The following is a 23,005-nucleotide window of genomic DNA, read 5'->3' on the forward strand; positions in this document are numbered from 1 at the left end:
CGCCATCACCCCGCGCAGGCTCAGGCTGCCGGCGTCCGCGAGCGCCTCCGCGAGGGGCTCGACATCGGCGGGCGCCGCTCCGCCGCGATCGGGGTCGTCCGTGAGGTTGACCTGGAGGTAGACGTCGAGTGCATCCTCGCCGGTGTCGAGCAGCGGGACGAGGGCGAGCCGGTCCACGGAGTGCACAGCGCGCGCATAGCGGCGCACCTGGCGCGCCTTCTTGCTCTGCAGCTGCCCGATGAAGTGCCAGCGTGCGGCCGTGCCGGCGAGGTCGAGGGACTTCTGCTGCGCCTCCTGGTGCCTGTTCTCACCGAAGTCGGCGACGCCGAGCTCGAGCAGGTCGCGGAGGAGGGAGACCGGATGGAACTTCGTCACGACGATCGTCGTGACGGACGAGGCCGCACGACCGGACGAGCGGGTCGCCTCGGCGACCCGCTCGGAGACCGCGGCCCAGCGCGCGGCCAGCTCCGGATCGGGCACGGCTACTTGAGGAAGTCCGGGATGTCCAGATCGCTCTCGTCGTCGTCGAACGACGGGTCGGCGACAGGAGCCGGAGCAGCGGCCGGGGTGCTCGACCAGATCGAACCCGCGACCGGCGGAGCGGCGGGAGCCGGAGCGGGCTCGGCGGGCGACTCGCTCGCGATGCTCTGCTGCGGCCGGGGCTGGGCGACCGCTGCAGGGGCCGCGCCGCCGGGCTCGCCGCCGTCGAAGCCCGCCGCGATGACGGTGACGCGAACCTCGTCCCCGAGAGTGTCGTCGATGACCGCTCCGAAGATGATGTTCGCCTCGGCGTGCACCGCCTCCTGCACCAGGCGAGCGGCATCGTTGATCTCGAAGATGCCGAGGTTCGATCCGCCCTGGATCGAGAGGAGCACACCGTGCGCGCCGTCGATGCTGGCCTCGAGCAGGGGCGAGGCGACGGCGAGCTCGGCCGCCTTGATCGCGCGGTCGGCGCCCCGGGACGAGCCGATGCCCATCAGCGCGGATCCGGCTCCCTGCATGACCGACTTGACGTCGGCGAAGTCGAGGTTGATCAGGCCCGGGGTCGTGATGAGGTCGGTGATGCCCTGGACACCGGCGAGGAGCACCTGGTCGGCGGTCGCGAAGGCCTCGAGCATGGAGATGCCGCGGTCGCTGATCTCGAGCAGGCGGTCGTTGGGGACGACGATGAGGGTGTCGACCTCATTCTTGAGCGTGGCGACGCCGGCCTCGGCCTGGGTCTGGCGGCGACGGCCCTCGAAGCCGAAGGGCTTGGTCACCACACCGATCGTGAGAGCGCCGATCGACTTGGCGATGCGCGCGACGACGGGCGCGCCTCCGGTGCCGGTGCCGCCCCCCTCGCCCGCGGTGACGAAGACCATGTCGGCGCCCGCGAGGACCTCCTCGATCTCCTCGGCGTGGTCCTCGGCGGCACGACGGCCGACCTCGGGGTCGGCACCGGCACCGAGACCACGGGTCAGCTCGCGTCCGACGTCGAGCTTGACGTCGGCGTCGCTCAGCAGGAGCGCCTGGGCATCCGTGTTGATCGCGATGAATTCGACACCGCGCAGACCGAGCTCGATCATGCGATTGACAGCGTTGACGCCGCCACCGCCGATGCCGACGACCTTGATCACGGCGAGGTAGTTCTGGTTTGAAGTCACGTCTCCGGCCTCCGGGCTGAACATTAAACCTGTAGTTGAGGCTTAAAGTTATACTGAGTATGCATAGTGGGTGCGGCTCCGACGGTAGGCCGAGGAGGGGCGCGCTCCCGGCAGACACGCCCGCAATCGGGAAACAGCCGGACGGATCAGTCCCACGTCACGACCGCGGGGCGACCACGGCCGCCTCGGGCGAGGAGACGTCGTAGGAGGCGACAGTCGCGGGATCGGTCGCCGCCATCAGCTTCTCGAGCACGACGGCCTTCACCGCGGAGGCGTCCGAGCCGCCCCACACCACCTTCGCCCCGCCGGCGAGCGTGAGCGAGACGTCGTCGCCGGTCGTCGCGGCCGCCGCGGTGACCTGTTCGGCCAGCGCTCGCGGCAGGGCCCGCAACACGCCTGCGGTCGCGCGGAACCCGGCTCCGGAGGCGTCGCTCGACGGCGTGGTGAGCAGCGGATAGCCGGGCTGCGCCGCGTCCGCCGTCTCGATGACCACGCCAGCGGCGTCGACGAGATCGAACCGGCCGTCCCGCTCGATCACGCCCAGCGGTGCGCGCTCCACGACGGTGATCACCAGCGTGCCCGGCGGCCGGGTCTGCACGGAATAGCTCTGGACGAGCGGGTAGGCGCCGAGCACGCGGCCGACCTCCCCCCGGTCGACGAGGGTGAGCGGAACACCGAGCTGATCGTCGAGCGCGCCCTGCACCGTCGCCGCATCGACGCGCTGTGTGCCCGTGATCTCGATGGTGCGCACCGCCATCAGCGGCGAGAAGGCCGCGATGCCGACGATCAGGGCCAGCGCCACCAGCGACCCGGCGACCACCAGGGCAATCCGCCGACGACGACGCGAGCGCTGCGTGAAGCGGCGGACCTCGCCGCGCTCGAAGCGCCTCCGCTCGCGCTCGGCCCGCTTCACCGCACGGTTCTCGGCGCCGGGCAGGCGGACGTCGGGCACGCGGACACCGGCGAGCGCGGCGCGGGCCGCAGCGATCCTGCCGCTCGTGCGCTCCGGAGCGCTCGGCTCTGCCTCGGTGCGCACCCGGAGCGAGGAGACGATGCGCACCGGTTCGGTGGGCTGCTCACGGTCGCCCGACGGCGGCGCAGGTGGACGCACGCTCGGCCGGCGGTCGGCGTCGGGCCGCTTCATGCGCGCTCCCCGCGGAGGTGCCCGGCGCTGGCCGCGGTCATCGTGCGACCGGAGCGCCCTCGCTCGCGCCGAGCGACTCGAGGACCTGCGGGATGATGCGGTAGACGTCCCCGCACCCGAGCGTGATGACGAAGTCGCCCTCGCGCGCGATCTCGGCCGTGCGGCGCGCCGCCTCCTCCCAGTCGGGGACGAACGAGACGTGGGAGGGGTCGGCGAACTTGTCGCTCACCAGCGCTCCGGTCACCCCGGGCTCGGGATCCTCGCGGGCGCCGTAGACGTCGAGCACGACGGTCTCATCGGCGTAGCGCTCCAGGGTCTCGGCGAACTCGCGCGCGAACAGGCGGGTGCGGCTGTAGAGGTGCGGCTGGTGCAGCGCGATGATGCGTCCCTCGCCGACCACCGTGCGGGCGGCGGACAGTGCAGCGGCGACCTCGGTCGGGTGGTGGGCGTAGTCGTCATAGACGCTGACGCCGCGCACCGAGCCGTGCAACTCGAACCGGCGCTCGGTGCCTCCGAAGGCCGACACGGCCTCGAGGGAGGCGGCCGGGTCGAAGCCGAGGCCCACGAGCACGGCGAAGGCACCGGCCGCGTTGACCGCGTTGTGTCGCCCCGGGATCCGCAGGCGCGCGGCGTAGCGGCGGCCCTCGTACTCGAGGGCGAAGCCGACCGGCCCCACGAGCTCGAGATCGACGACGCGGACGTCCGATCCCTCGGACTCGCCGAAGGTGATCACCCGGCGATCGCCGAGACGCTCGGAGACGCGGACCGCGCCCGCATCGTCGGAGGAGATCACGACGAGTTCGCTCGCGGAGGAGGCGAAGGTGACGAACGCCTCCTCGAAGGCCTCGAGCGAGCCGTAGTGGTCGAGGTGGTCGGGATCGACGTTGGTGATCAGGGCGACCGCGGCGTCGTAGAGCAGGAAGCTGCCATCGGACTCGTCCGCCTCGACGACGAAGACCTCGCCGGAGCCGGCCGCGGAGGACGTGCCGAGGCTCTCGATGATCCCGCCGTTGACGAAGCTCGGATCGGCGTCCACCCCGAGCAGACCGGTGACGATCATGCCCGTCGAGGTGGTCTTGCCGTGCGCGCCGGCGACCGCGACCAGACGCTTGCCGCGCACCAGCCAGGCGAGGGCCTGCGAGCGGTGCAGCACGGGGAGGCCGCGCTCCTTCGCGAGGACGTACTCGGGGTTGTCCGGCCAGAGCGCTGACGTGACCACCACCGCCTCGGCGTCCCCCAGGTGCGCGGCGTCGTGGCCGATGGCGACGGGGATCCCCAGCTCGCGCAGCTGCTCGATCGGGTGCGATTCGCGCACGTCCGAGCCGGTCACCCGGTGGCCGGCGTGCTGGAAGAGCCGTGCGATCCCGCTCATCCCGGAGCCGCCGATGCCGATGAAGTGCACCGAGCCGAGCTCGTCGGGGATGGTGATGCCGAGGTCGGGCTTGATCACGGGGCTCTCGCTTTCGGGTGGTCGGCGCTGCGCGCGAGGGGCCTCGCGCCGGGCGCCGGATCAGTGTAGACGGTGGGCGGGAGGGCTCTCCCGAGCAGCGCGGAGCGCGGTCACCGCGGCGCGGTCAGGCTCGATCCGATCAGGTCGACCAGCCTCCCTGAGCCGTCCCGGACCCCGACTCGCGCGGCACGGCGCGCCATCTCGTCGCGGCGGGCGGAGTCGCCGAGCAGCGGCACGAGCACTCGCTCGACCCAGACGGGCAGGAACGCCGCGTCCTCGACGAGGAGCGCTCCTCCGGCGTCCACCACGCCGCGCGCGTTGACGCGCTGCTCGCCGTTGCCGACCGGATACGGGACGTACACCGCGGGCAGGCCGAGCGCGCTGAGCTCGCTGACGGTCGCCGCTCCCGCGCGCGAGACCGCGAAGTCCGACGCCGACAGGGCGAGATCCATCCGGTCGCAGTAGGCGAGGAGGTGGTACCCGTCGATCCCCGGATCGGTGATCTCGGCGCGGTCGCCGGTGATGTGCAGGATCTGGAAGCCCGTGGCGACGAGGGCGGACGCGGAGGCGTGCACGGTCGCGTTGATCCGCCGGGCGCCGAGCGAGCCTCCGGTGACCAGCAGCGTCGGGCGCTCGGGATCCAGGCCCAGCGCGAGGCGCCCCTCCTCGCGTCGAGCGGAGCGGTCGAGCTCGGCGATCTCGCGCCGGAGCGGCATGCCGACCACCTGCGCGTGCGGGAGCGGGGTGCCCTCGAACGCGACACCGACGTGAGGCGTCGCGCGAGCGCCGAGCCGGTTCGCAAGACCAGGACGCGCGTTCGCCTCGTGCACGACGAAGGGGATGCGGGCACGGCGCGCTGCGAGATACGCGGGAGCCGCCGCATAGCCGCCGAAGCCGACCACGGCATCGATCCCGCGCTCACGGATCGTCCGGACGATGCCGTCGATCGTCGCGCGGAACGCGAGCGGGAAGCGCAGGGCGGCGGCGTTCGGCCGCCGCGGGAAGGGCAGCCGGGGGATGACCGAGAGTTCGTAGCCCCGGAGCGGGACGAGGCGCGCCTCCAGGCCCTCCGCCGTGCCGAGCACGAGGACCTCGTCCCCGGGATTGCGGAGGCGGATCTCGTCAGCGGTGGCGAGCAGCGGATTGACGTGGCCGGCCGTGCCGCCGCCCGCCAGCAGGTAGCGGGTCACGACGCAGCGGCCTTCGTCGAGCGTCGTCGTAGCGAGCCCAGCACGGGCAGAGCGGTCGTCTGCTCGCGGGCGAACGAGAGGACGACGCCGATGGCGAGGAGCGAGCTGAGCAGAGCGGTGCCTCCGGACGAGATGAGCGGCAGCGGCACCCCGAGCACCGGCAGAACCCCCAGCACCACGCCGATGTTCACGAACGCCTGACCGATCAGCCAGACCATGACCGCACCGGTGCTGATGCGCACGAACGGGTCGGTCGAGGCGTGGATCACCCGGAAGAACGCGACCGCGAGGACCACGAACAGAGCGAGGACGACGACGGCGCCGATGAGGCCCAGCTCCTCCCCGATGATCGCGAAGATGTAGTCGTTGTCGGCGGCGGGCAGCCACGACCACTTGGCCTTGGAGTTGCCCAGACCGACCCCGAAGATGCCTCCGGAGGCCATCGCCCAGGTGCCGTGCACGGGCTGCCAGCACGAGTCTCGTACTGCTCCGATCCGGAGCAGTCGCCGAAGAACGACAGGATGCGGGTCACGCGGTTCGAGCTCGTGAGTGCGAAGAGCACGGCTCCGACCGCCCCGGCGACGATGAGCGGGATGATGATGCGCACGCGGACGTTCGCATAGAAGAGCGCGGCGAGGAAGATGCCCGCCATGATCATCACCGTGCCGAGGTCGCCGCCTGCGAGGACCAGCACCAGGGCGATCCCTCCGAAGGGCAGGACGGGCAGCAGAGCGTGACGCCAGTCCTGCTCGCGCCGCAGTCGGCGCTCCAGCGTCACCGCCAGCCAGAGGACCAGGGCGAGCTTGAGGATCTCGGACGGCTGCATCGAGAGTCCGCCGAGGTCGAGCCAGTTGCGGTTGCCGCCGATCTCGGTGCCGAGAGGAGTGAAGACCAGCAGCTGCAGGAGGCAGCCGACGATCAGCAGCGGACCGGCGATGCGCTTCCAGAACCGCACAGGGAAACGCGAGGCGATCAGCATGAGGGGGACGCCCGCCACAGCGAAGACGCCCTGGCGCATGAACCCGCCGAAGGAGTCGTCGTCCTTCAGATAGGAGGTCACCGACGAGGAGGACAGCACCATCGTCAGGCCGAACAGCACCAGGAAGAACGTGGTTCCGAAGAGCAGGTAGAAGTTGGGCGACTGCGAGGCGAAGACCTTCGACAGGACGATTCGCGCCGTGCGCATCCCGCCCCTGTCCTTCTCTCGCGGCTCAGTGCGCGAGCGGCCCGCGGGGCGGCTCGTCGTCGGAGCGGTCATCGGCTCCTCCTCCCAGGTGGGTCGCCACGGCGGCCGCGAAGGAGCGGCCCCGAGCCGCGTAGTCGCGGAACTGGTCCATCGATGCTGCGGCGGGTGCGAGCAGGACGACGTCGCCCGAGCGGGCGAGTGCCGCAGCGGCCTCGACGGCCGCCTGCATCACCGCACCAGTGTCGTCCGGGACCACCTCGCTGACGGGGAGGGCGGGCGCGTGTCGTCGGAATGCCTCGAGGAGCGCCGAACGGTCGGCTCCGATGACCACGGCGCCGCGCAGGCGGTCGACGTGGGCGGAGACGAGCGTGTCGACGTCGACACCCTTGAGAAGCCCGCCGACGAGCCAGACCACCGACGGGTAGGCGCGCAGCGAGGCGTCGGCCGCGTGCGGATTGGTGGCCTTGGAGTCGTCGACCCAGGTGACTCCCGATCGCTCCGCGACCACCTGGATGCGGTGGGCGTCGAGCTCGAAGCCGGCCAGAGCACGGCGGATCGCAGCGACCTCGATCCCGCAGGCGCGGGAGAGAGCGGCGGCGGCGAGCACGTTCTGCACGATGTGCGGCGCGGCGAGGTGGCGCTCGGCGAGTTCGTCGACAGTGGCGATCTCGAGAGCGCTGGTGCGGCGATCCTCGAGGAACGCGCGATCGCAGAGGATCCCGTCGACGATCCCAAAGTCGCTGGGACCCGGCACGCCGAGTCCGAAGCCGATCGCGCGAGCGCCCTCCACGACCTCCGCGTCGAGCACCATCTGCTCCGTGGCCGCGTCGGCCCGGTTGTAGACGCACGCGAGGCGGGTCCCCGCATAGACCTTGCCCTTCGCGGCGCGGTACGCCTCGACCGAGCCGTGCCAGTCGAGGTGGTCGTCGGCGATGTTGAGGCAGGTGCTCGCGATCGGCGAGATCGCACCGAGATAGTGCAGCTGGTAGCTGGAGAGCTCGACGACCAGCACGTCGAAGCCCTGCGGGTCGCGCACGGCGTCGAGGACCGGGATCCCGATGTTGCCGCACGGCGCGGCGCGCAGACCGCCGGCCACGAGCATCGTCGCCGTCAGTCGCACCGTCGTGGTCTTGCCGTTGGTGCCGGTGACCGCCACCCAGTCGGCCGGCGTGCCGTCGGCGCGGAGCACCTTGTCGCGCACTCGCCAGGCGAGCTCGACATCGCCCCACACGGCGATCCCCGCCTCTGCCGCCCACAGCAGAATCGGATGCGTCGGCCGGAACCCGGGCGACACGACGACCAGGTCGGGCGCGAACGCGCTGAGTTCGCCGGGCACGGAGTCGAGGCGTTCGGCGCGGTGCAGGCGCGCGCCGATGACCTCGAGAAGGCGCTCGCGCTCCTCGTCGACGCGGTCCGCCAGGACCAGCACCTCCGAGCCGAGCTCGGTCAGCGTGTCGGCGACCGAGAATCCGGTGACTCCCAGACCCAGCACGGCGACCCGCAGGCCCCGCCAGTCCGAGTGCCAGCTGCGGAGGGAGTCGAGACGGGCGGGATCAGTCATTCCAGCGAGAGCCATTCCAGGTAGAAGAGCCCGACACCGGTCGCCGCGAGGATACCCGCGATGATCCAGAAGCGGACCACGACGGTGATCTCGGCCCAGCCCTTGAGCTCGAAGTGGTGGTGGAGGGGGCTCATCAGGAAGATGCGCTTGCCCCGGGTCAGCTTGAAGTAGATCCGCTGGACGATGACCGAGCCGGTCACGATCACGAACAGGCCGCCGATGAGGATGACGAGCAGCTCGGTGCGGGTGAGGATCGCGAGGGCGGCAAGGGCGCCGCCGAGGCCGAGTGAGCCCGTGTCGCCCATGAAGATCTGCGCGGGCGAGGTGTTCCACCAGAGGAAGCCGACCAGCGCCCCCGAGATCGCCGCGGCGATGATAGCCAGGTCGAATGGGTCGCTCACCTGGTAGCACTTGTCGACGACTTCGGGGTTGAGGTGCTGATCGAAGCACCACTGGTTCGACTGCCAGAACCCGATGATGACGTAGGAGCCGATCGCGAGGATCGACGAGCCCGTCGCCAGGCCGTCGAGACCGTCCGCGACATTGACGCCGTTGGACGTGCTCGTGACGATGATGCAGATCCACAGCACGAACAACCCGATGCCGACCCAACCGAGTACGGCGAAGTCGAACGGCAGATCGCGGATGAACGAGATCGAGGTCGACGCCGGCGTCAGCCCGTTCGAATCGCGCACCATGATCGCGATGACGGCGAAGGCCGCCGCGACGATCACCTGACCGGCGATCTTCGCCCAGCCGCCGAGCCCGAGGCTGCGCTGATTGCGGGTCTTGAGGAAGTCGTCGGTGAAGCCGACCAGCCCGAGGCCCACCATCATGAACAGCACCAGGAGGGCCGAGGGGGCGAGCGACCGGTTGCCGAACAGCATCCCGAGGAAGTAGCCCACCACGGTGCCGAGGATGATGACGATGCCGCCCATCGTGGCGGTGCCGTGCTTGACATGGTGCGACTTCGGCCCGTCCTCGCGGATGAACTGGCCCCACTGGAGCCGGTGGAAGAGGCGGATGAACAGGGGCGTCATCAGGAGCGTGAACGCTCCCGAGAACGCGCCGGACAGCAGCAGGGCCCTCATCGGTGACGCTCCCCGAGACGCTCGGCGAGGAAGCGCAGCCCCGCGGAGTTCGACGACTTAACGAGAACGGTGTCGCCGGGACGGAGGTACCCCTCGAGGAACGCGAACGCGGCGTCGGAGTCCTCGGCGAAGACAGACTCGCCGCTCCAGGAGCCTTCGCGCTCGGCGGCCACGTGGATGCGGCGGGCGCCACGGCCCACCACGACGATCTGGGCGATGTTCAGGCGCACGGCCAGGAGCCCGACGCGCTCGTGTTCCTCGTCGGCCCACTCGCCCAGCTCGCTCATCTCTCCGAGGACGGCGACGGTGCGGCCCTCGGGCCGGGCGATCTGGGCGAGGGTGCGCAGCGCGGCGGCGGTGGAGTCGGGGCTCGCGTTGTACGCGTCGTTGATGACGCGGACGTCCTCGCCGCCGAGGACCTCCATGCGACCGCGCTCGGCGAGCGTCACAGTCGCCAGTGCGTCGACGATCGCGGGCAGAGCGACTCCGACCGAGAGAGCGGCGGCAGTGGCCGCGAGGGCGTTCATCACGTGGTGCTCGCCGAGGACGCGCAGGAGCAGCTCGGCACGGCCGGCCTCGCGGCCCTCCCCCGCCGAGACCTCGATGGTGAAGCGGGTGCCATCGGCCGTCGGCTCGATGTCGACCGCGCGCACATCGGCTCCGTCGCCGCGGCCGAACCACAGCACGCGTGCCGCCGTGCGCCCGGCCATGGAGGCGACGCGGCCGTCGTCGGCGTTGAGCACGGCCACGTCGTCGGCGGTGAGGTCGGTGACCATCTCGGTCTTCGCCTCGAGCGTCCGCTCGATCCCGCCGAACTCACCCGCGTGCGCGAGGCCGACCGCGAGGACGACTCCGACGTCGGGCTTGGCCATCCGCACCAGGCGGCGGATCTCGCCGACGGCGCTCGCACCCATCTCGGCGACGAGGAAGCGGGTCGACTCCGAGACCTGGAGCATTGTGATCGGTGCGCCGACCTCGTTGTTGAAGGAGCCGCGCGGCGCGACCGTCTCGCCCACCCGCTCGAGGATCGTGCGCAGCAGGTTCTTGGTCGTGGTCTTGCCGTTCGATCCCGTGACGCCGATGACGGTGAGGCCGCCCTTCGCGCGGACCCGGCGGACCACCTCGGTCGCGAGTGCCCCGAGCGCCTCGACGGAATCGTCGACCAGGACCTGCGGCACATCGAGATCGAGGGGACGTTCGACGATCAGGAGCGCCGCGCCCCGCTCGAGCGCCGCCGGTGCGAAGAGGTGACCGTCGGTGTGCTCGCCGCGCTTGGCGACGAAGACTCCGCCCGGAGCGATCTCGCGGGAGTCCGTCTCGGTCGCTCCGACGACCACGGTGGAGGCGCTCGCCGACGAGCCGGCGAGGTGGAGGCGTCCCGAGACGGCTGCGGCGATCTCGGTGAGGGTCAGCGCGATCATCTAGAGCCAGCCCGCCTCGCGCAGAGCCTGCCGGACGTCGTCTCTGGCCGAATACGGCATGTGCACTCCTGCGATCTCCTGGTAGTCCTCGTGGCCGGGGCCGGCGTAGAGGATCGAGTCGCCCTCGCGCGCGAGCGCGACGGCGGCGCGCACGGCGGCGCGCGGATCCGGTATCTCGTGGACCTCCCGGCCGGGGACGGCCGCGCGAGCCGCCTCGAGCAGGACCGCGCGGATCGCCGCGGGGTCCTCCCAGCGCGGGTGGAAGTCGGTGACGATGACGACATCGGCGAGTCGGGCCGCGATCGCGCCCATGTCGCCGCGCTTGGTGGTGTCGCGGTCGCCGTCGGCGCCGAACACCATGATCAGCCGCCCAGGTGTCAGGGCCCGCAGGGCCTCGAGGGCGTTCTGGAACGCGTCCGGCGTGTGGCCGTAGTCGACGTAGACCCGGGGTCCGCGATCGCCGGACACCAGCTCGGCGCGACCCGGGATGTAAACGTCGAGCCGGCTCTCCTCGAGCGCGTGGGTGATCGCGTCGAGGTCGAAGCCCGATTCGACCAGCATCACGATCGCCAGTGCCGCGTTGGCCGCCATGTACCAGCCGATCAGCGAGACAGTGACGACGACGGAGCGGTTCTCCGGCCCGTCGAGACGGAAGGTCGTGGAGTCGGCGGTCGCGTCGACCACGGTCATCGACCAGTCGGCCGGCGTCTCGGGCGGCACGCCGAGCACCGCCGAGCTGGCGAGGGTGGCGACCGGGATCCTGCTGCGCTCGGCGAGCTCGCGGCCCCAGGTGCTGTCGACCGTGACGACTCCACGCCGCGCACGCTCGGGCTCGAACAGGTCGGCCTTCGCCTCGAAGTACTCGCGCATGTCGCAGTAGTCGTCGAGGTGGTCGTGGCTGAGGTTCGTGAACCCGACGACATCGAAGACGAGCCCGTCGATGCGGTGCCGGCTGAGCGCCTGCGCCGAGACCTCGATCGAGACGGCCCGGACGGCCGACTCCCGCATCCGCGCGAGCAGCCCGTGCAGTTCGCTGGCCTCGGGAGTGGTCAGCGAGCTCACCACGCGACGTCGCCGATGCGGCGCTCGGCCGTCGAGCTCAAGCCGGAGACGACTCCCAGGCGGCGAAGCAGCGCGTCGAGGAGGTAGACGACGCTCGTCTTGCCGTTGGTGCCGGTGACACCGAAGAGGGTCGGTACGTCCTCGCGAGTCCGGTGGATCCACGCCGCCACATCGCCGAGGGCGGCGCGCGGGTCGGGGGTCACCAGGACGGGGAGTCCGCTGTCGGCGGCGAGATCGGCTCCGGCCGGGTCGGTCAGCACGGCGACTGCTCCGGAGGAGGCGGCCGCCGCCGAGAAGGCCGCGCCATGCGCGCGTCGTCCTGCGACTCCCACGTAGAGGTCCCCCGCTTCGACCCGGTTCGAGTCGAGCGTGACCCCGCTCACCTCGACGCCCTCGATCCCGCGGACCGGCCCGAGCGAGAACTCCGCGACGAGCTGGGAGAGGCTCCGCGGCACCGGGTGCTCGGGACGGAGGGAGGACTGCGGGCGAGGGTCGTGCAAAGCCCGCTCTTTCTCTCGTGCTGATGCGTACGGTGCTGATTCGTACGGTGCTGGGTCGTACGGTGCTTGTTCGTACGGGGGTGCTGTCCCGGCTCCGGTCACCACGTGGTGGGGTACTCCACGGGCGGCACCGTGGACGGCTCCACCCGGTTGGTCTTGAGCACCTGCGTCATGACCTGCTGGAAGACGGGAGCCGTCGCCTGGGACGTGTTCATCTTAACCGGATCGGCGATGGTGACCGTCACGACGTACTCCGGGTCCTCCGCGGGCGCGAGTCCAGCGAGCGAGACGGTGTAGCTCTTCGAGTAGCCGCCCTTGCCGTCGGGCTGCTGCGCGGTGCCCGTCTTGGTGGCGATGTTGTAGCCGTCGACGTGGATGTCGTCCGCCAGCCAGCCCTCGTTGTAGTGGGTCTGCAGCATGTCGACGACCTGCTTCGCCGCCGAGCTCGAGACCACCTGGCTGCCTGCGGAGTCGGGCACGTCGACGACGGAGCCGTCGGGCATGGTGCAGCCCGCGACGAGCTGCGACGGGAGCCGGACGCCGCCGTTGCCGAGCGTCTGGTAGATGCTGGCGACCTGGACCGCGGTGGCGGAGACGCCCTGACCGAACATGGTCGTGTAGTTGGTCTGGTTGTCCCAGTCCTGGTAGTCGGCGAGCAGGCCGCCCTCTTCACCGGGGAAGCCGCTCGTCGTGGGCGTGCCGAGGCCGAACTTCTGCAGGTAGTCGTAGCGGGTCTGGGCCGAGAGGCGCGAGCCGAGCATCGAGATGCCGACGTTCGAGGAGTCCTTGAGGATCCCGGTGAGGGTGTAGTTGGTCGGAGTGTGCGCGAAGTCGTCGCTGAAGGAGGCACCGTCCTTCTCGAAGCTGTCGGGGACGACGACCTGCGTCGTCGGACCGGCCTGGCCCTGGTCGATCAGCATCGCCGCCGTCATCGGCTTGAAGGTGGAGCCCGGCTCGAACGGCGCGCGGAAGGCCCGCGAGCTGCGGTCTGCGGAGGGACTGGCCTCGACGTTGTTGGGATCGACCGTGGGGGTCTCGGCGACCGTGAGCAGCTTGCCCGTCTTGACCTCCTGCACGACGACGATGCCGTAGCTGCCGCCGACCTCGGCGACCCGCTTCGCGAGCACCTGCTGCGAGTAGTACTGCAGGTCGGAGTCGATGGTCAGCTGGAGCGTGCCGCCGTCGACCGCAGGCTTCTCCGAAACGGTGCTGCCGGGGATCCGCACGAAATCGGCGCTGCGCTCGTAGCTCTCGGAGCCGTTCTGCCCGGCCAGGCAGGTGTTCTCGCCGTACTCCACCCCCTCCTGAGCGACTCCGTCCGAGCCGACGTAGCCCACGAGGTTCCCTGCGACCGCGCCGTTGGGGTAGCTGCGACCCTGCTGGGTCTCGAAGTAGGTCCACGGGATGTCGAGCGCGACGAGCTTCTGGTACGCCTCGAGATCGAGGCCCTCCGCTAGGCCAGGTAGTTGGATGCGGCGTCCTTCGCGAGGGCCGCGTCGACCGCCCCGGTGATCTGCTCGATCGACTGGCCCGTGATCGCTCCGATCTCGGAGGCGGCCTGCTGGACGCTCACCACGACCGTCTGGTCGCCCGCGAGCTCCCGGTCGAACTCGCCGACGTTCTTCGGTGACGTGGTCAGTCGGTAGCGGGTGGTCGTGTCCGCCAGGATCGTCCCTGAGCGGTCGACGATCGGACCGCGCGTGCCGTAGGTGACGACGCTGTTCGACTGGTTCTGTGCCGCCGCGTCGGTGAGCTCGTTCGCCCGCACGATCTGGATGTCGACGAGCTTGCCGATGAAGAGGCCGACAACGGCGAGGATGATGACGAATGTGACGGCGGTGCGGCGTCTGTTCGAGCGGTGGTGTCTCACTGCGGCGGTGTCCCTCGTGCTCCGGGCGGTCGGGCCGCCGGTAGGTCGTATCCGGTTGGTCGTCATGGGCCCCCGAGGGGCCGTGCCGTCGCGCCCACCCCGCGGCGGGCGCTCCCGCCAGATCAGTGCGTGATCGGCGCGGGCAACTCGCCCTGCAACGGTACGGCCGCCGTGCCTGCAGCCGGGGAGGACGCGCTCGCTGCGGCGGTTCCCGGCTGGAGGGCAGGCACCAGCGCGTTCGGCACCAGCGGCGCGGCGGCGGTGCCGCCGACTTCGCTCGAGGACGCCGAGGTCGGATCGCCGAGAACGGCGCCGTCGGACAGGCGCAGATAGACCGGCGCCGTGTTCGCGACCATGCCCAGGCCCTGCGCGGCGGAGGCGAGGTTCTGCGGCGAGCTCAGGGTGTCGACCGCGTCCTGTTTCTCGGCGTTGCTGCGGGTCAGGGTCCTCTGCTCGGTCTGCAGAGCGGAGATCTGGTAGGCGCCCTGCGAGAGACCCACACTGACCAGCAGCTGGACCACGATGATCGCGAAGAGGCCGGCGACGGCCACAATCCCGTAGACGAGGCGGGGACGGCCGGGCTTCTCCGTCGGGGGGACGGCCTCGATGCTCGGCCGCGGCGAAACCTCCTCCGGCCTGGCCCGGCGCGCGGTGTCGATGACGGCGGGGTCGATGACGGCGGTAGCGCTCATGCGGTGCTCCTGATCCTCTCGGCCGCGCGCAGACGCACGGGGGTCGCTCGGGGATTGCGGGCCTTTTCGTCGTCCGACGCGAGCTCCGCGCCGCGGATGACGAGCCGGAACTCGGGTCGGTGCTCCGGGAGCTCCAGGGGGAGACCGGCCGGTGCCGTGGAGGACGACGCGGCCTGGAGCGCGCGCTTGACGATGCGGTCCTCGAGCGACTGGTACGCCTCGACCACGATGCGCCCGCCCACGGCGATCCGACCCAGTGCAGCGGGAATCGCGCGCTCGAGCACCGAGAGCTCCTGGTTGACCTCGATGCGCAGAGCCTGGAACACCCTCTTGGCGGGGTGGCCGTTGCGCTGGATCGCCACCGGGGTCGCGGCCTGGATGATCTCGACCAACCTGCCCGAGCGCTCCAGCGGCGCCTCACGGCGGGCCTCGACGATCTTCTTCGCGTAGCGCGAGGCGAGTCGCTCCTCGCCGTACTCGTGGAAGATCCGGCGGAGCGCACCCTCGTCGTAGTCGGCGAGGATGCTCGCCGCCGTCAGCGGAGCGGTCGAGTCCATCCGCATATCGAGCGGGGCGTCCTTGGAGTAGGAGAAGCCGCGCTCGGTCTCGTCGAGCTGCAACGACGAGACGCCGAGGTCGAAGAGCGCCCCGTCGATCGTGCCGATGCCCAGCTCGTCGAGCACCTCGGGCAGCTCGTCGTAGACGGCGTGCACGAGGTCGATCCGGGAGGCGTGGGCCGCCAGCCTCTCCCCCGCCAGGTGCAGGGCCTCGGGGTCGCGGTCGAGACCCACGAGATGCAGGCGAGGGAAACGCTCGAGCAGTGCCAGCGAGTGGCCACCCATGCCCAGGGTGGCGTCGACGACGACCGCGCCGTCGCGCTCGAGAGCGGGAGTCAGAAGCTCCACGCAGCGCTCGAGCAGAACGGGCAGGTGGCGCTCCTCGGTCGGGCGCGGGTGGTCCTTCGGCGTGTTCTCTGCCATGGCGGTCCCGCTGCTCCGTTCCTGTCGTCCGATCCCCATCCACCTCGCGTCCGGACACCGGGGAAGGTGCGTCCGGGCGCCGAGTGGCTGGGAGTCGCGCGACAGGAGCTAGAACAGGCCGGGGATCACCTCCTCCTGGGTGTCGGAGAACACGGACTCCTGCTCCTGCAGGTAGTCCTCCCAGGCGCCCTGCGCCCAGATCTCGGCCCGGTTGCCCGCTCCGATGACCGTCAGGTCGCGGTCGAGGCCGGCGTAGGCCCGCAGCGGCGCCGGGAGGGTGATGCGGTTCTGCTTGTCCGGCGTCTCGGCGCTCGCCCCCGAGAGGAACACCCGGAGGAAGTCGCGCGCCTGCTTGCTGGTCACCGGCGCCTGCCGGATCTTCTCGTGCATCACCTCGAACTCGGCCTGGCTGAACACGTAGAGGCACCGCTCCTGGCCGCGCGTGACGACGACACCGGAGGAGAGCTCGTCGCGGAACTTGGCGGGGAGGATCACGCGGCCCTTCTCGTCGAGCTTGGGGGAATGGGTACCGAGGAACAACGGGCTGTCCCTCACTTCTTCCGGCCGGGGTGGTGTGGCCTCCACGGTACTCCACTTCCCACCACCTTCAACCCTGGCACGGCCTCAGGCGCGCTGAAGGACGGGCCGATCTGCCCGGTATTCCGGGAATCCGAGCCGGTGGGGCGAAGTGGAGGAGAAATGGTGCGCGAGGGAGGGTCAGGGCACGAAAAAAGGGCCGATCCGTGAGGATCGACCCTGTGGTGGAGCGGAGGGGAGGCTAGCCGCGGCCGTCGCCGCGGTTGTCCCACCTGTCGTTCAGACGGTCCATGAATCCGGAACCCTGACGATTGCCGGAGCGGGGCTTCGACGGACGACCGACGTTCGGAAGGCCGGACTCCGTCGGCCCACCGGCGGACGGCCGCATCGCGATCACGACGCCGCCGAGCATGAACGCGAAACCGAGGATGCCGACGAGCGGCTGGCGCACGATCACTCCGGTGACGAGGACGGCCAGGCCCACGATGCCGAGGAGGATGCCCAGGACGAGCGCACGGTAGTTGGTTCCACCGCTCCCCTTGGCGACCGCCGCCACGAAATCGGCGTCGTTCTGATAGAGGTTGCGCTCCATCTCGTCGAGGAGCCGTTGCTCGTGTTCCGAAAGCGGCATCTTGACCCCTTCAGGGTGTGACGCCGACCCTCTCGGGGATCGACGCCGGAATTGGCGACACTGGGCACGACCGGTCGGACGGCGCTTCAGTGTAGACCGAGCCCGGCACAGGCGCCAGGCGCCTTCCGTGCATAGGCTGGTCGGGTGAACCACAGCTCTCGACTGGTCGATCGCGTCCAGCTCAGAATCGATGAATTCCTCACGGGCCGCTTGCCAATTCTGCGCTCGATCGGCGAGGACGTCTCCGCCCTCGGCGACCTTTCGCGGGACTTTCTCAGCGGGGGCAAACGGTTCCGGGCGCGCTTCTGCGAAGCGGGCTGGAACGCCGTCTCGAGCACACCCAGCGACGCGCATCCGAGCGGCTCCGACCCGGTCGCTCGAGTGGGTGCCTGCCTCGAGCTGTTCCACGCCGCGGCTCTGGTGCACGACGATGTGATCGACAACTCGGACACTCGCCGCGGGGCTCCCGCGGCGCACCTCCGCTTCTCCGCTCTGCACTCCGAGGGCGGCTGGGCGGGAGACGGCGAGGAGTTCGGACGCTCGTCCGCGATCCTGCTCGGGGATCTCCTCCTGGTCTGGTCGGACGAGATCTTCGCGGAGGCGGAATGGTCACTCGAGGACCGGGTGTCCGCGGCACGCGCCCGCTCAGAGTTCAACCTGATGCGCACCGAGGTGACGCTGGGCCAGTACCTCGACATCCTCGAGGAGAGCGCCTGGGGCCAGCACCCCGAGCACGAGCATCTCGAGCGCGCCGAACGCGTCGTCGTCTACAAGAGCGCCAAGTACAGCATCGAGGCGCCGCTCGCCATCGGCGGCTCCCTCGCGGGAGGCGACGACGCGCAGATCGACGCCCTGCGCCGCTTCGGGCTGCCCGTGGGTATCGCCTTCCAGCTGCGCGACGACGTCCTCGGAGTCTTCGGCGACCCGGCGGTCACGGGCAAGCCCGCGGGCGACGACCTGCGCGAGGGCAAGCGCACGGTCCTGCTCGGCCTGGCCAGAGGAGCCTGCACGGCGACCGAGCGGGCCGAGCTCGACGCCGTCGTCGGACGCAGCGATGCGAACGCTGCCGGCATCGCCCGTGCTCAGGAGATCGTGGCCGGCAGCGGAGCGCTCGAGCTCCTGGAGGAGCGCATCTCACGGCAGGTCGAGGCCGCTCTCGCCGTGCTGTCCGAGGCGCCCCTGCGGCCGGAGGGCGTGCTCGAGCTGCGTGGACTGGCCGAGCAGGTCACGGTCCGCTCCTCCTGAGACCACTTCGGGTGACGGTCGTGGCTCAGGCCAGAGCTTGGGCCACGCGGCGGACCTCCGCCTTGCGGCCGGCGCGGAGAGCGAGGACAGGGCTCGTGCCCAGGCTCTCCTCAGTGCTGAGCATCCAGTCGACCGCTTCGTCATCGGTGAAGCCGGAGTCGGAGAGCAGGATCGCGGTTCCGCGGATCTCGGTCATCGGCTCGCCGTCGCGGAGGAACAGGGAGGGCACGACGACGACGCCGTTGCGCCGGGTGCCCAGCAGGTGCCGCTCCTCGAGGAGGCGGCGGACCCGGCCGACGCCGAGGCCGGTCAGCTCCACGAGGTCGGGGATGGTGAGCCACTCGAGCTCGGGGGTGGTCGAGGAGGCAGGGGAAGCGGACGAGTCGGTCACCCGTCAAGAGTGCCACGGCGCCGCAGGGCGTCCAAGCGCACAGGGAGCGAGCCGGCTCGCGCCGCCCGGGCGTCGCTCACCGGTTCCGCGGGGGGTCTTGCCTAGACTCATCGCGTGACCACCAGCCAGCTCGACCCTCTTCTCGGCCGTCTCGTCGACGGCCGGTACGAGGTGCGCTCGCGGATCGCGCGCGGCGGGATGGCCACGGTGTATCTCGCGCACGACCAGCGCCTGGAGCGCCGGGTCGCGATGAAGGTCATGCACGGGCACCTCTCTGACGACGCGACGTTCAAGAACCGCTTCGTCCAGGAGGCGCGCTCGGCCGCGAGGCTCGCGCACCCGAACGTGGTCAGCGTCTTCGATCAGGGCCAGGACTCGGACATGGCCTACCTCGTCATGGAGTACCTGCCCGGCATCACGCTCCGCGACCTACTGAAGGAGCGCGGGCGGCTGACGCCCCAGCAGGTCGTCGACATCATGCACTCGGTCCTGTCGGGGCTCGCAGCCGCGCACCGCGCGGGGATCCTGCACCGCGACCTCAAGCCCGAGAACGTGCTGCTCGCCGACGACGGCCGCATCAAGATCGGGGACTTCGGCCTCGCCAGGGCGGCGACGGCGAACACCGCCTCCGGCCAGGCGCTGCTGGGTACCATCGCCTACCTCTCCCCCGAGCTCGTCACCCGGGGCACCGCCGACACCCGCAGCGACATCTACGCCATCGGCATCATGATCTACGAGATGCTCACGGGCGAGCAGCCGTTCACCGGCGAGCAGCCGATGCAGATCGCCTACCAGCACGCGAACGATTCCGTCCCGTATCCCAGCGCCACCGTGCCCTCCGTGCCGTCCTCTCTCGACGAGCTCGTGATCTGGGCGACGGAGCGCGACCCGGACATGCGTCCACGCGACGCCGGAGTCATGCTCGCGCAGCTCCTTGAGGCCGAGCGGCTGATGGGGATCACGCCGAGCGATCGTCGCGGCGACACCCAGGCGGTCGCCCCGCTCCCCTCACCCTCCCCCGAAACCGATCGAGCCACGGCCCTCCTCGACGCGGAGGAGCCGGGCCGCACGTCGGTCCTCGCGAGCGCTCCCGCGGCCGCAGCCGTGGTCCTGGTCGACGAGGACGACGACACCGTCGCGCGTCTCGCGGCCCGGCGCCGCATCCGGCGCCGGCGCGGCGTCGTGCTCACCGTCGTCGTGCTGCTGCTCGCGCTGATCGGCGGCGGCACCGCGTGGTGGTTCGGCGAGGGACCGGGCGCGATCGTCTCGATCCCCGACGTCGTGAGCCAGTCGCAGGAGGAGGCCACGGCGCAGCTGCAGGCCCAGGGCTTCGAGGTGCAGCCCCAGGAGACGCCGGACCTCACCGCGCCCGCGGGGACGGTGATGAGCTCCGACCCGCCTGGCGGTCAGGGCGTGCACAAGGGCTCGGTGATCACGCTGACGGTCTCGACAGGGCCGCGCCAGCTACCCGTGCCCACTCTGAGCGGACTCTCGGAGGCCGACGCCTCCGCGGCGATCACGAACGGATCCTTCACCGTCGGCGAGGTCTCGCGCGTCTTCGACGAGGACGTCGACGCGGGAGTGGTGATCTCCGCCTCCCTGCCGGACGGCTCGGCGCTCCCGGAGACGATGTCCGAGACGAGCACCATCGCGATGGTCGTCAGCCTCGGTCCGATCCCGAACGTGGTCGGCCTCTCGGTCGAGGAGGCGACGGCGAAGGCGAAGGAGGCCGGACTCGCCCTCGACCGCAGCGGCGAGGACTGGAGCGACACCGTCGCGGCCGGCATCGTCCTGACCCAGGCGAACCCCGAGGCCCCAGCCGTGACCGGGGACACCATCTCGGTGGTCGTCTCGAAGGGGCCGCAGCCCGTCGCCGTGCCGAACGTGGTCGGTATGACCCGGGACCAGGCGAAGGCGGCGCTCGAGGCGGCAGGACTCACGTCGAGCTACTCGCTGACGACGCTCGGGCCGCTGATCGACGCGGCACCGAACGAGCTCACCAGGGTCACCAATCAGTCGAACACGTCGGGAGACCTCGTGCAGCGCGGGACGACGATCCAGCTCTCCATCACGATCACGACCTGACGTCGCCCCCGCGCGACCGGGACGGCGCTGCACCGCCCTCCCGACGCGCCGGGTTCCTGGCTGATCGGGGGGGGCAGGCGTCAGATGGCGCTGCCGCGGAGCTCCTCCGCCACCAGGAAGGCGAGCTCGAGCGACTGCATGTGGTTGAGCCGCGGGTCGCAGACCGATTCGTAACGCGTGGCGAGCGTCGCCTCGTCGATCTGCTCCGAGCCGCCGAGGCACTCGGTCACGTCGTCGCCGGTGAGCTCGACGTGGATGCCGCCCGGATGCGTTCCCGCCGCCCTGTGCGCCTCGAAGAAGCCCTTGACCTCGTCGACCACGTCGTCGAAGCGACGCGTCTTGTAGCCGGTGGGCGTGGTGAGGCCGTTGCCGTGCATCGGGTCGGTGACCCACAACGGCAGGGCGTCACTCCGCTTGACGGCCTCGAGCAGCGGCGGGAGGGCGTCCCGGATCGTGCCTGCGCCCATCCGCGTGATGAAGGTCAGGCGGCCGGGCTCGCGGTCGGGGTCGAGCTTCTCGATGAGCTGGAGCATCGTCTCGGGAGTCGTGGAGGGGCCGAGCTTGACACCGATGGGGTTACGGACCCTCGACAGGAAGTCGACGTGGGCGCCATCGAGGTCGCGGGTGCGCTCGCCGATCCAGATGAAGTGGCTGGACGTGTTGTACGGCGTGCCGGTGCGCGAGTCGATCCGCGTCATCGGACGCTCGTAGTCCATCAGCAGGCCCTCGTGCCCGGTGTAGAACTCGGTGCGCTTCATGCCCTCGAAGTCTGCTCCGCAGGCGACCATGAACTTCACCGCTCGGTCGATCTCCCGTGCGAGCTGCTCGTAGCGCTGGTTCTGCGGGTTCTCGGTGAAGCCCTTGTTCCAGTAGTGGACGAGGCGGAGGTCGGCGAAACCGCCCTGGGTGAACGCCCGAATGAGATTCAGCGTCGAGGCGGCGGTGTGGTATCCCTGCACGATGCGGCGCGGGTCGGCCGCTCGCGACTCCGGAGTGAAGTCGTAGCCGTTGACGATGTCGCCGCGGTAGGCGGGCAGCGTCACGTCGCCGCGCGTCTCGAGGTCGCTCGAGCGCGGCTTGGCGAACTGCCCCGCCATCCGGCCCATCTTGATGACGGGCATGCTCGCGCCGTACGTGAGGACAACGGCCATCTGCAGGACCGTCTTGACGCGGTTGCGGATCTGATCGGCCGTGGCCCCCGCGAAAGTCTCGGCGCAGTCACCGCCCTGAAGCAGGAACGCCTCGCCCCGGGCTGCGGCGCCGAGGCGCTCGCGCAGCTGATCGACCTCGCCGGCGAACACCAGCGGAGGCAGCGAGGCCACCTCGGCCGAAGCCTCCTCGACGGCCCGGGCATCGGGCCACTGCGGCTGCTGCTTGATCTCGAGCTCGCGCCAATAGTCCAGGCCGGCGACCACGGAGGGGGCGGCGAGGACGTACGGTTCGTTCGGATCGATGACCACGAGAGTGTTCCCGGTTCTGACGGGCGCGAGCGGCGCGCGGGGATCCGCCGCCCGGTCGGACGGCAGCGATTGAGGATCTTATCGTCTGCGAAGACGCTCAGTCGGGACGAGCGCACGGCACCCGGCCGGCACTCAGCGGGTGAGGGCGGCGCGCTTCTCCTTGACCGAGGTGGCGTAGACGTCGAGGTACTCCTGGCCGCTCAGGGCAAGCAGCTCGTACATGATCTCGTCGGTGATCGAGCGGAGGATGAAACGATCGCCCTCCATGCCCTCGAAGCGGCTGAAGTCGAGCGGCTCGCCGAACACGATGCCGATGCGGCCGAGCCTCGGGAGTCGCCGACCGATCGGCATGATGCGGGCGGTGTCGATCATCGCGACGGGGATGACGGGCACGCGCGCCTCGAGGACCATGCGGGCGACTCCGGTGCGACCGCGGTACATGCGGCCGTCGGGGCTGCGCGTTCCCTCGGGATAGATGCCCAGGGCATGACCACCGGCCAGGACTCGCAGTCCTGTGTTCAGCGAGGCTTCGGACGCCTTCCCCCCCGAGCGGTCGATCGGCAGCATGCCCGTGGCCGTGAAGAACATCCTCGTGGCCCAGCCTTTGAGGCCCCTGCCGGTGAAGTAGTCGCTCTTGGCGAGGAAGACCATGTTCCGCTCGATCACGAGCGGGAGGAACACCGAGTCGATGAACGACAGATGGTTGCTCGCGAGGATGACGCCGCCGGTCTGCGGAACACGATCGGCGCCCACCACCCACGGTCGGAAGATCGTCTTCAGGAGCGGGCCCGCGACGATGTGCTTCATGAACCAGTAGAACATCGGGCTCCTCGGCGGTGCGGTGGTGGCGGGTTCTGCGGGCGCCG

General features: G+C 70.5%; 20 protein-coding genes and 2 pseudogenes. 2 read left to right on the forward strand and 20 right to left on the reverse strand.

Annotated features, from left to right (window positions below; translation table 11 throughout):
- From ACH61_RS04655 to ACH61_RS04730, 17 genes and pseudogenes are all read right to left on the reverse strand, one after another.
- Window positions 1-480 (reverse strand): alanine racemase (locus ACH61_RS04655; protein WP_201787578.1); only part of this gene is annotated, 480 nt, incomplete at its 3' end.
- Window positions 481-482: 2 nt separating this feature from the next.
- Entirely contained in the window at window positions 483-1,643 is a 1,161-nt protein-coding gene (ftsZ, locus tag ACH61_RS04660) for a cell division protein FtsZ (RefSeq protein WP_068209170.1), read from the reverse strand.
- A 157-nt stretch (window positions 1,644-1,800) separates the two neighbouring features.
- The gene (locus tag ACH61_RS04665) at window positions 1,801-2,787 is read right to left on the reverse strand and encodes a cell division protein FtsQ/DivIB (protein ID WP_082845024.1); all 987 of its coding nucleotides are present in this window, start codon (window positions 2,785-2,787) and stop codon (window positions 1,801-1,803) included.
- Between the two features lie 37 nt (window positions 2,788-2,824).
- A complete protein-coding gene (gene murC / locus ACH61_RS04670; RefSeq protein WP_068209173.1) occupies window positions 2,825-4,237 on the reverse strand; it encodes a UDP-N-acetylmuramate--L-alanine ligase in 1,413 nt (470 codons plus the stop codon).
- Between the two features lie 110 nt (window positions 4,238-4,347).
- Window positions 4,348-5,427, reverse strand: a complete 1,080-nt coding sequence (locus ACH61_RS04675) for a UDP-N-acetylglucosamine--N-acetylmuramyl-(pentapeptide) pyrophosphoryl-undecaprenol N-acetylglucosamine transferase (protein WP_068209176.1) — start codon at window positions 5,425-5,427, stop codon at window positions 4,348-4,350.
- Complete coding sequence (locus tag ACH61_RS18810) at window positions 5,424-5,870, reverse strand: FtsW/RodA/SpoVE family cell cycle protein (protein ID WP_269085054.1); 447 nt, start codon at window positions 5,868-5,870, stop codon at window positions 5,424-5,426. Before ACH61_RS18810 ends, ACH61_RS04675 begins: the two co-directional genes overlap by 4 nt.
- 122 nt (window positions 5,871-5,992) lie before the next feature.
- Window positions 5,993-6,685 (reverse strand): annotated as a pseudogene (locus ACH61_RS18815) (FtsW/RodA/SpoVE family cell cycle protein); the annotation flags it as partial.
- Window positions 6,639-8,174, reverse strand: coding sequence for a UDP-N-acetylmuramoyl-L-alanine--D-glutamate ligase (gene murD, locus ACH61_RS04690; protein ID WP_068209185.1), 1,536 nt, complete (start codon window positions 8,172-8,174; stop codon window positions 6,639-6,641). The gene murD and the pseudogene ACH61_RS18815, both read right to left, overlap by 47 nt.
- On the reverse strand, window positions 8,171-9,265 hold the full coding sequence (mraY, locus tag ACH61_RS04695; RefSeq protein WP_068209188.1) for a phospho-N-acetylmuramoyl-pentapeptide-transferase: 1,095 nt from the start codon (window positions 9,263-9,265) through the stop codon (window positions 8,171-8,173). The genes murD and mraY overlap by 4 nt, the downstream gene beginning before the upstream one ends.
- Window positions 9,262-10,686: a UDP-N-acetylmuramoyl-tripeptide--D-alanyl-D-alanine ligase gene (locus tag ACH61_RS04700; RefSeq protein ID WP_068209191.1), complete on the reverse strand. Its 1,425-nt coding sequence runs from the start codon at window positions 10,684-10,686 to the stop codon at window positions 9,262-9,264. Before ACH61_RS04700 ends, mraY begins: the two co-directional genes overlap by 4 nt.
- Window positions 10,687-12,248: pseudogene (locus ACH61_RS04705) on the reverse strand (Mur ligase family protein).
- 98 nt (window positions 12,249-12,346) lie between these two features.
- A complete protein-coding gene (locus ACH61_RS04710; RefSeq protein ID WP_236713542.1) occupies window positions 12,347-13,585 on the reverse strand; it encodes a peptidoglycan D,D-transpeptidase FtsI family protein in 1,239 nt (412 codons plus the stop codon).
- A 116-nt stretch (window positions 13,586-13,701) separates the two neighbouring features.
- Window positions 13,702-14,118 (reverse strand): hypothetical protein, encoded by a 417-nt coding sequence (locus ACH61_RS18185; protein ID WP_236713543.1) that lies wholly within the window; start codon window positions 14,116-14,118, stop codon window positions 13,702-13,704.
- Between the two features lie 122 nt (window positions 14,119-14,240).
- Window positions 14,241-14,810, reverse strand: a complete 570-nt coding sequence (locus ACH61_RS04715) for a cell division protein FtsL (protein ID WP_068209194.1) — start codon at window positions 14,808-14,810, stop codon at window positions 14,241-14,243.
- Entirely contained in the window at window positions 14,807-15,790 is a 984-nt protein-coding gene (rsmH, locus tag ACH61_RS04720) for a 16S rRNA (cytosine(1402)-N(4))-methyltransferase RsmH (protein WP_068209197.1), read from the reverse strand. Before rsmH ends, ACH61_RS04715 begins: the two co-directional genes overlap by 4 nt.
- A 108-nt stretch (window positions 15,791-15,898) precedes the next feature.
- Window positions 15,899-16,330: a division/cell wall cluster transcriptional repressor MraZ gene (mraZ, locus tag ACH61_RS04725; protein WP_068209200.1), complete on the reverse strand. Its 432-nt coding sequence runs from the start codon at window positions 16,328-16,330 to the stop codon at window positions 15,899-15,901.
- A 238-nt stretch (window positions 16,331-16,568) separates the two neighbouring features.
- Complete coding sequence (locus tag ACH61_RS04730) at window positions 16,569-16,958, reverse strand: DUF3040 domain-containing protein (protein WP_068209202.1); 390 nt, start codon at window positions 16,956-16,958, stop codon at window positions 16,569-16,571.
- Window positions 16,959-17,102: 144 nt separating this feature from the next.
- Between ACH61_RS04730 and ACH61_RS04735 the strand changes: the two genes are divergently transcribed.
- On the forward strand, window positions 17,103-18,203 hold the full coding sequence (locus ACH61_RS04735; RefSeq protein ID WP_068209205.1) for a polyprenyl synthetase family protein: 1,101 nt from the start codon (window positions 17,103-17,105) through the stop codon (window positions 18,201-18,203).
- 25 nt (window positions 18,204-18,228) lie between these two features.
- On the opposite strand, the gene ACH61_RS04740 is transcribed toward ACH61_RS04735, so the two are convergent.
- The gene (locus ACH61_RS04740) at window positions 18,229-18,594 is read right to left on the reverse strand and encodes an Rv2175c family DNA-binding protein (protein ID WP_068209208.1); all 366 of its coding nucleotides are present in this window, start codon (window positions 18,592-18,594) and stop codon (window positions 18,229-18,231) included.
- 114 nt (window positions 18,595-18,708) lie between these two features.
- Here ACH61_RS04740 and pknB point away from each other — a divergent pair, with 114 nt between their 5' ends.
- Window positions 18,709-20,679: a Stk1 family PASTA domain-containing Ser/Thr kinase gene (gene pknB / locus ACH61_RS04745; protein WP_068209211.1), complete on the forward strand. Its 1,971-nt coding sequence runs from the start codon at window positions 18,709-18,711 to the stop codon at window positions 20,677-20,679.
- Window positions 20,680-20,759: 80 nt separating this feature from the next.
- Here the strand turns inward: pknB and ACH61_RS04750 are convergent, their stop codons facing one another.
- The gene (locus ACH61_RS04750) at window positions 20,760-22,094 is read right to left on the reverse strand and encodes a class II 3-deoxy-7-phosphoheptulonate synthase (RefSeq protein ID WP_068209229.1); all 1,335 of its coding nucleotides are present in this window, start codon (window positions 22,092-22,094) and stop codon (window positions 20,760-20,762) included.
- 177 nt (window positions 22,095-22,271) lie between these two features.
- Window positions 22,272-22,961: a lysophospholipid acyltransferase family protein gene (locus ACH61_RS04755; protein ID WP_068209214.1), complete on the reverse strand. Its 690-nt coding sequence runs from the start codon at window positions 22,959-22,961 to the stop codon at window positions 22,272-22,274.
- Window positions 22,962-23,005: the final 44 nt, after the last annotated feature.

Origin of the sequence: Rathayibacter tanaceti (assembly GCF_001634385.1) — a bacterium.
Taxonomy (GTDB): Bacteria; Actinomycetota; Actinomycetes; order Actinomycetales; family Microbacteriaceae; genus Rathayibacter; species Rathayibacter tanaceti.

Bases quoted from the DNA above. Each gene is read 5' to 3' on its own strand.
- ACH61_RS18810 (WP_269085054.1), bottom strand. From the start codon at position 5,870: ATGGCCTCCGGAGGCATCTTCGGGGTCGGTCTGGGCAACTCCAAGGCC.
- ACH61_RS04755 (WP_068209214.1), bottom strand. From the start codon at position 22,961: ATGTTCTACTGGTTCATGAAGCACATCGTCGCGGGCCCGCTCCTGAAG.
- murD (WP_068209185.1), bottom strand. From the start codon at position 8,174: ATGACTGATCCCGCCCGTCTCGACTCCCTCCGCAGCTGGCACTCGGAC.
- ACH61_RS04715 (WP_068209194.1), bottom strand. From the start codon at position 14,810: ATGAGCGCTACCGCCGTCATCGACCCCGCCGTCATCGACACCGCGCGC.
- ACH61_RS04730 (WP_068209202.1), bottom strand. From the start codon at position 16,958: ATGCCGCTTTCGGAACACGAGCAACGGCTCCTCGACGAGATGGAGCGC.
- ACH61_RS04700 (WP_068209191.1), bottom strand. From the start codon at position 10,686: ATGATCGCGCTGACCCTCACCGAGATCGCCGCAGCCGTCTCGGGACGC.
- mraY (WP_068209188.1), bottom strand. From the start codon at position 9,265: ATGAGGGCCCTGCTGCTGTCCGGCGCGTTCTCGGGAGCGTTCACGCTC.
- rsmH (WP_068209197.1), bottom strand. From the start codon at position 15,790: ATGGCAGAGAACACGCCGAAGGACCACCCGCGCCCGACCGAGGAGCGC.
- ACH61_RS04665 (WP_082845024.1), bottom strand. From the start codon at position 2,787: ATGAAGCGGCCCGACGCCGACCGCCGGCCGAGCGTGCGTCCACCTGCG.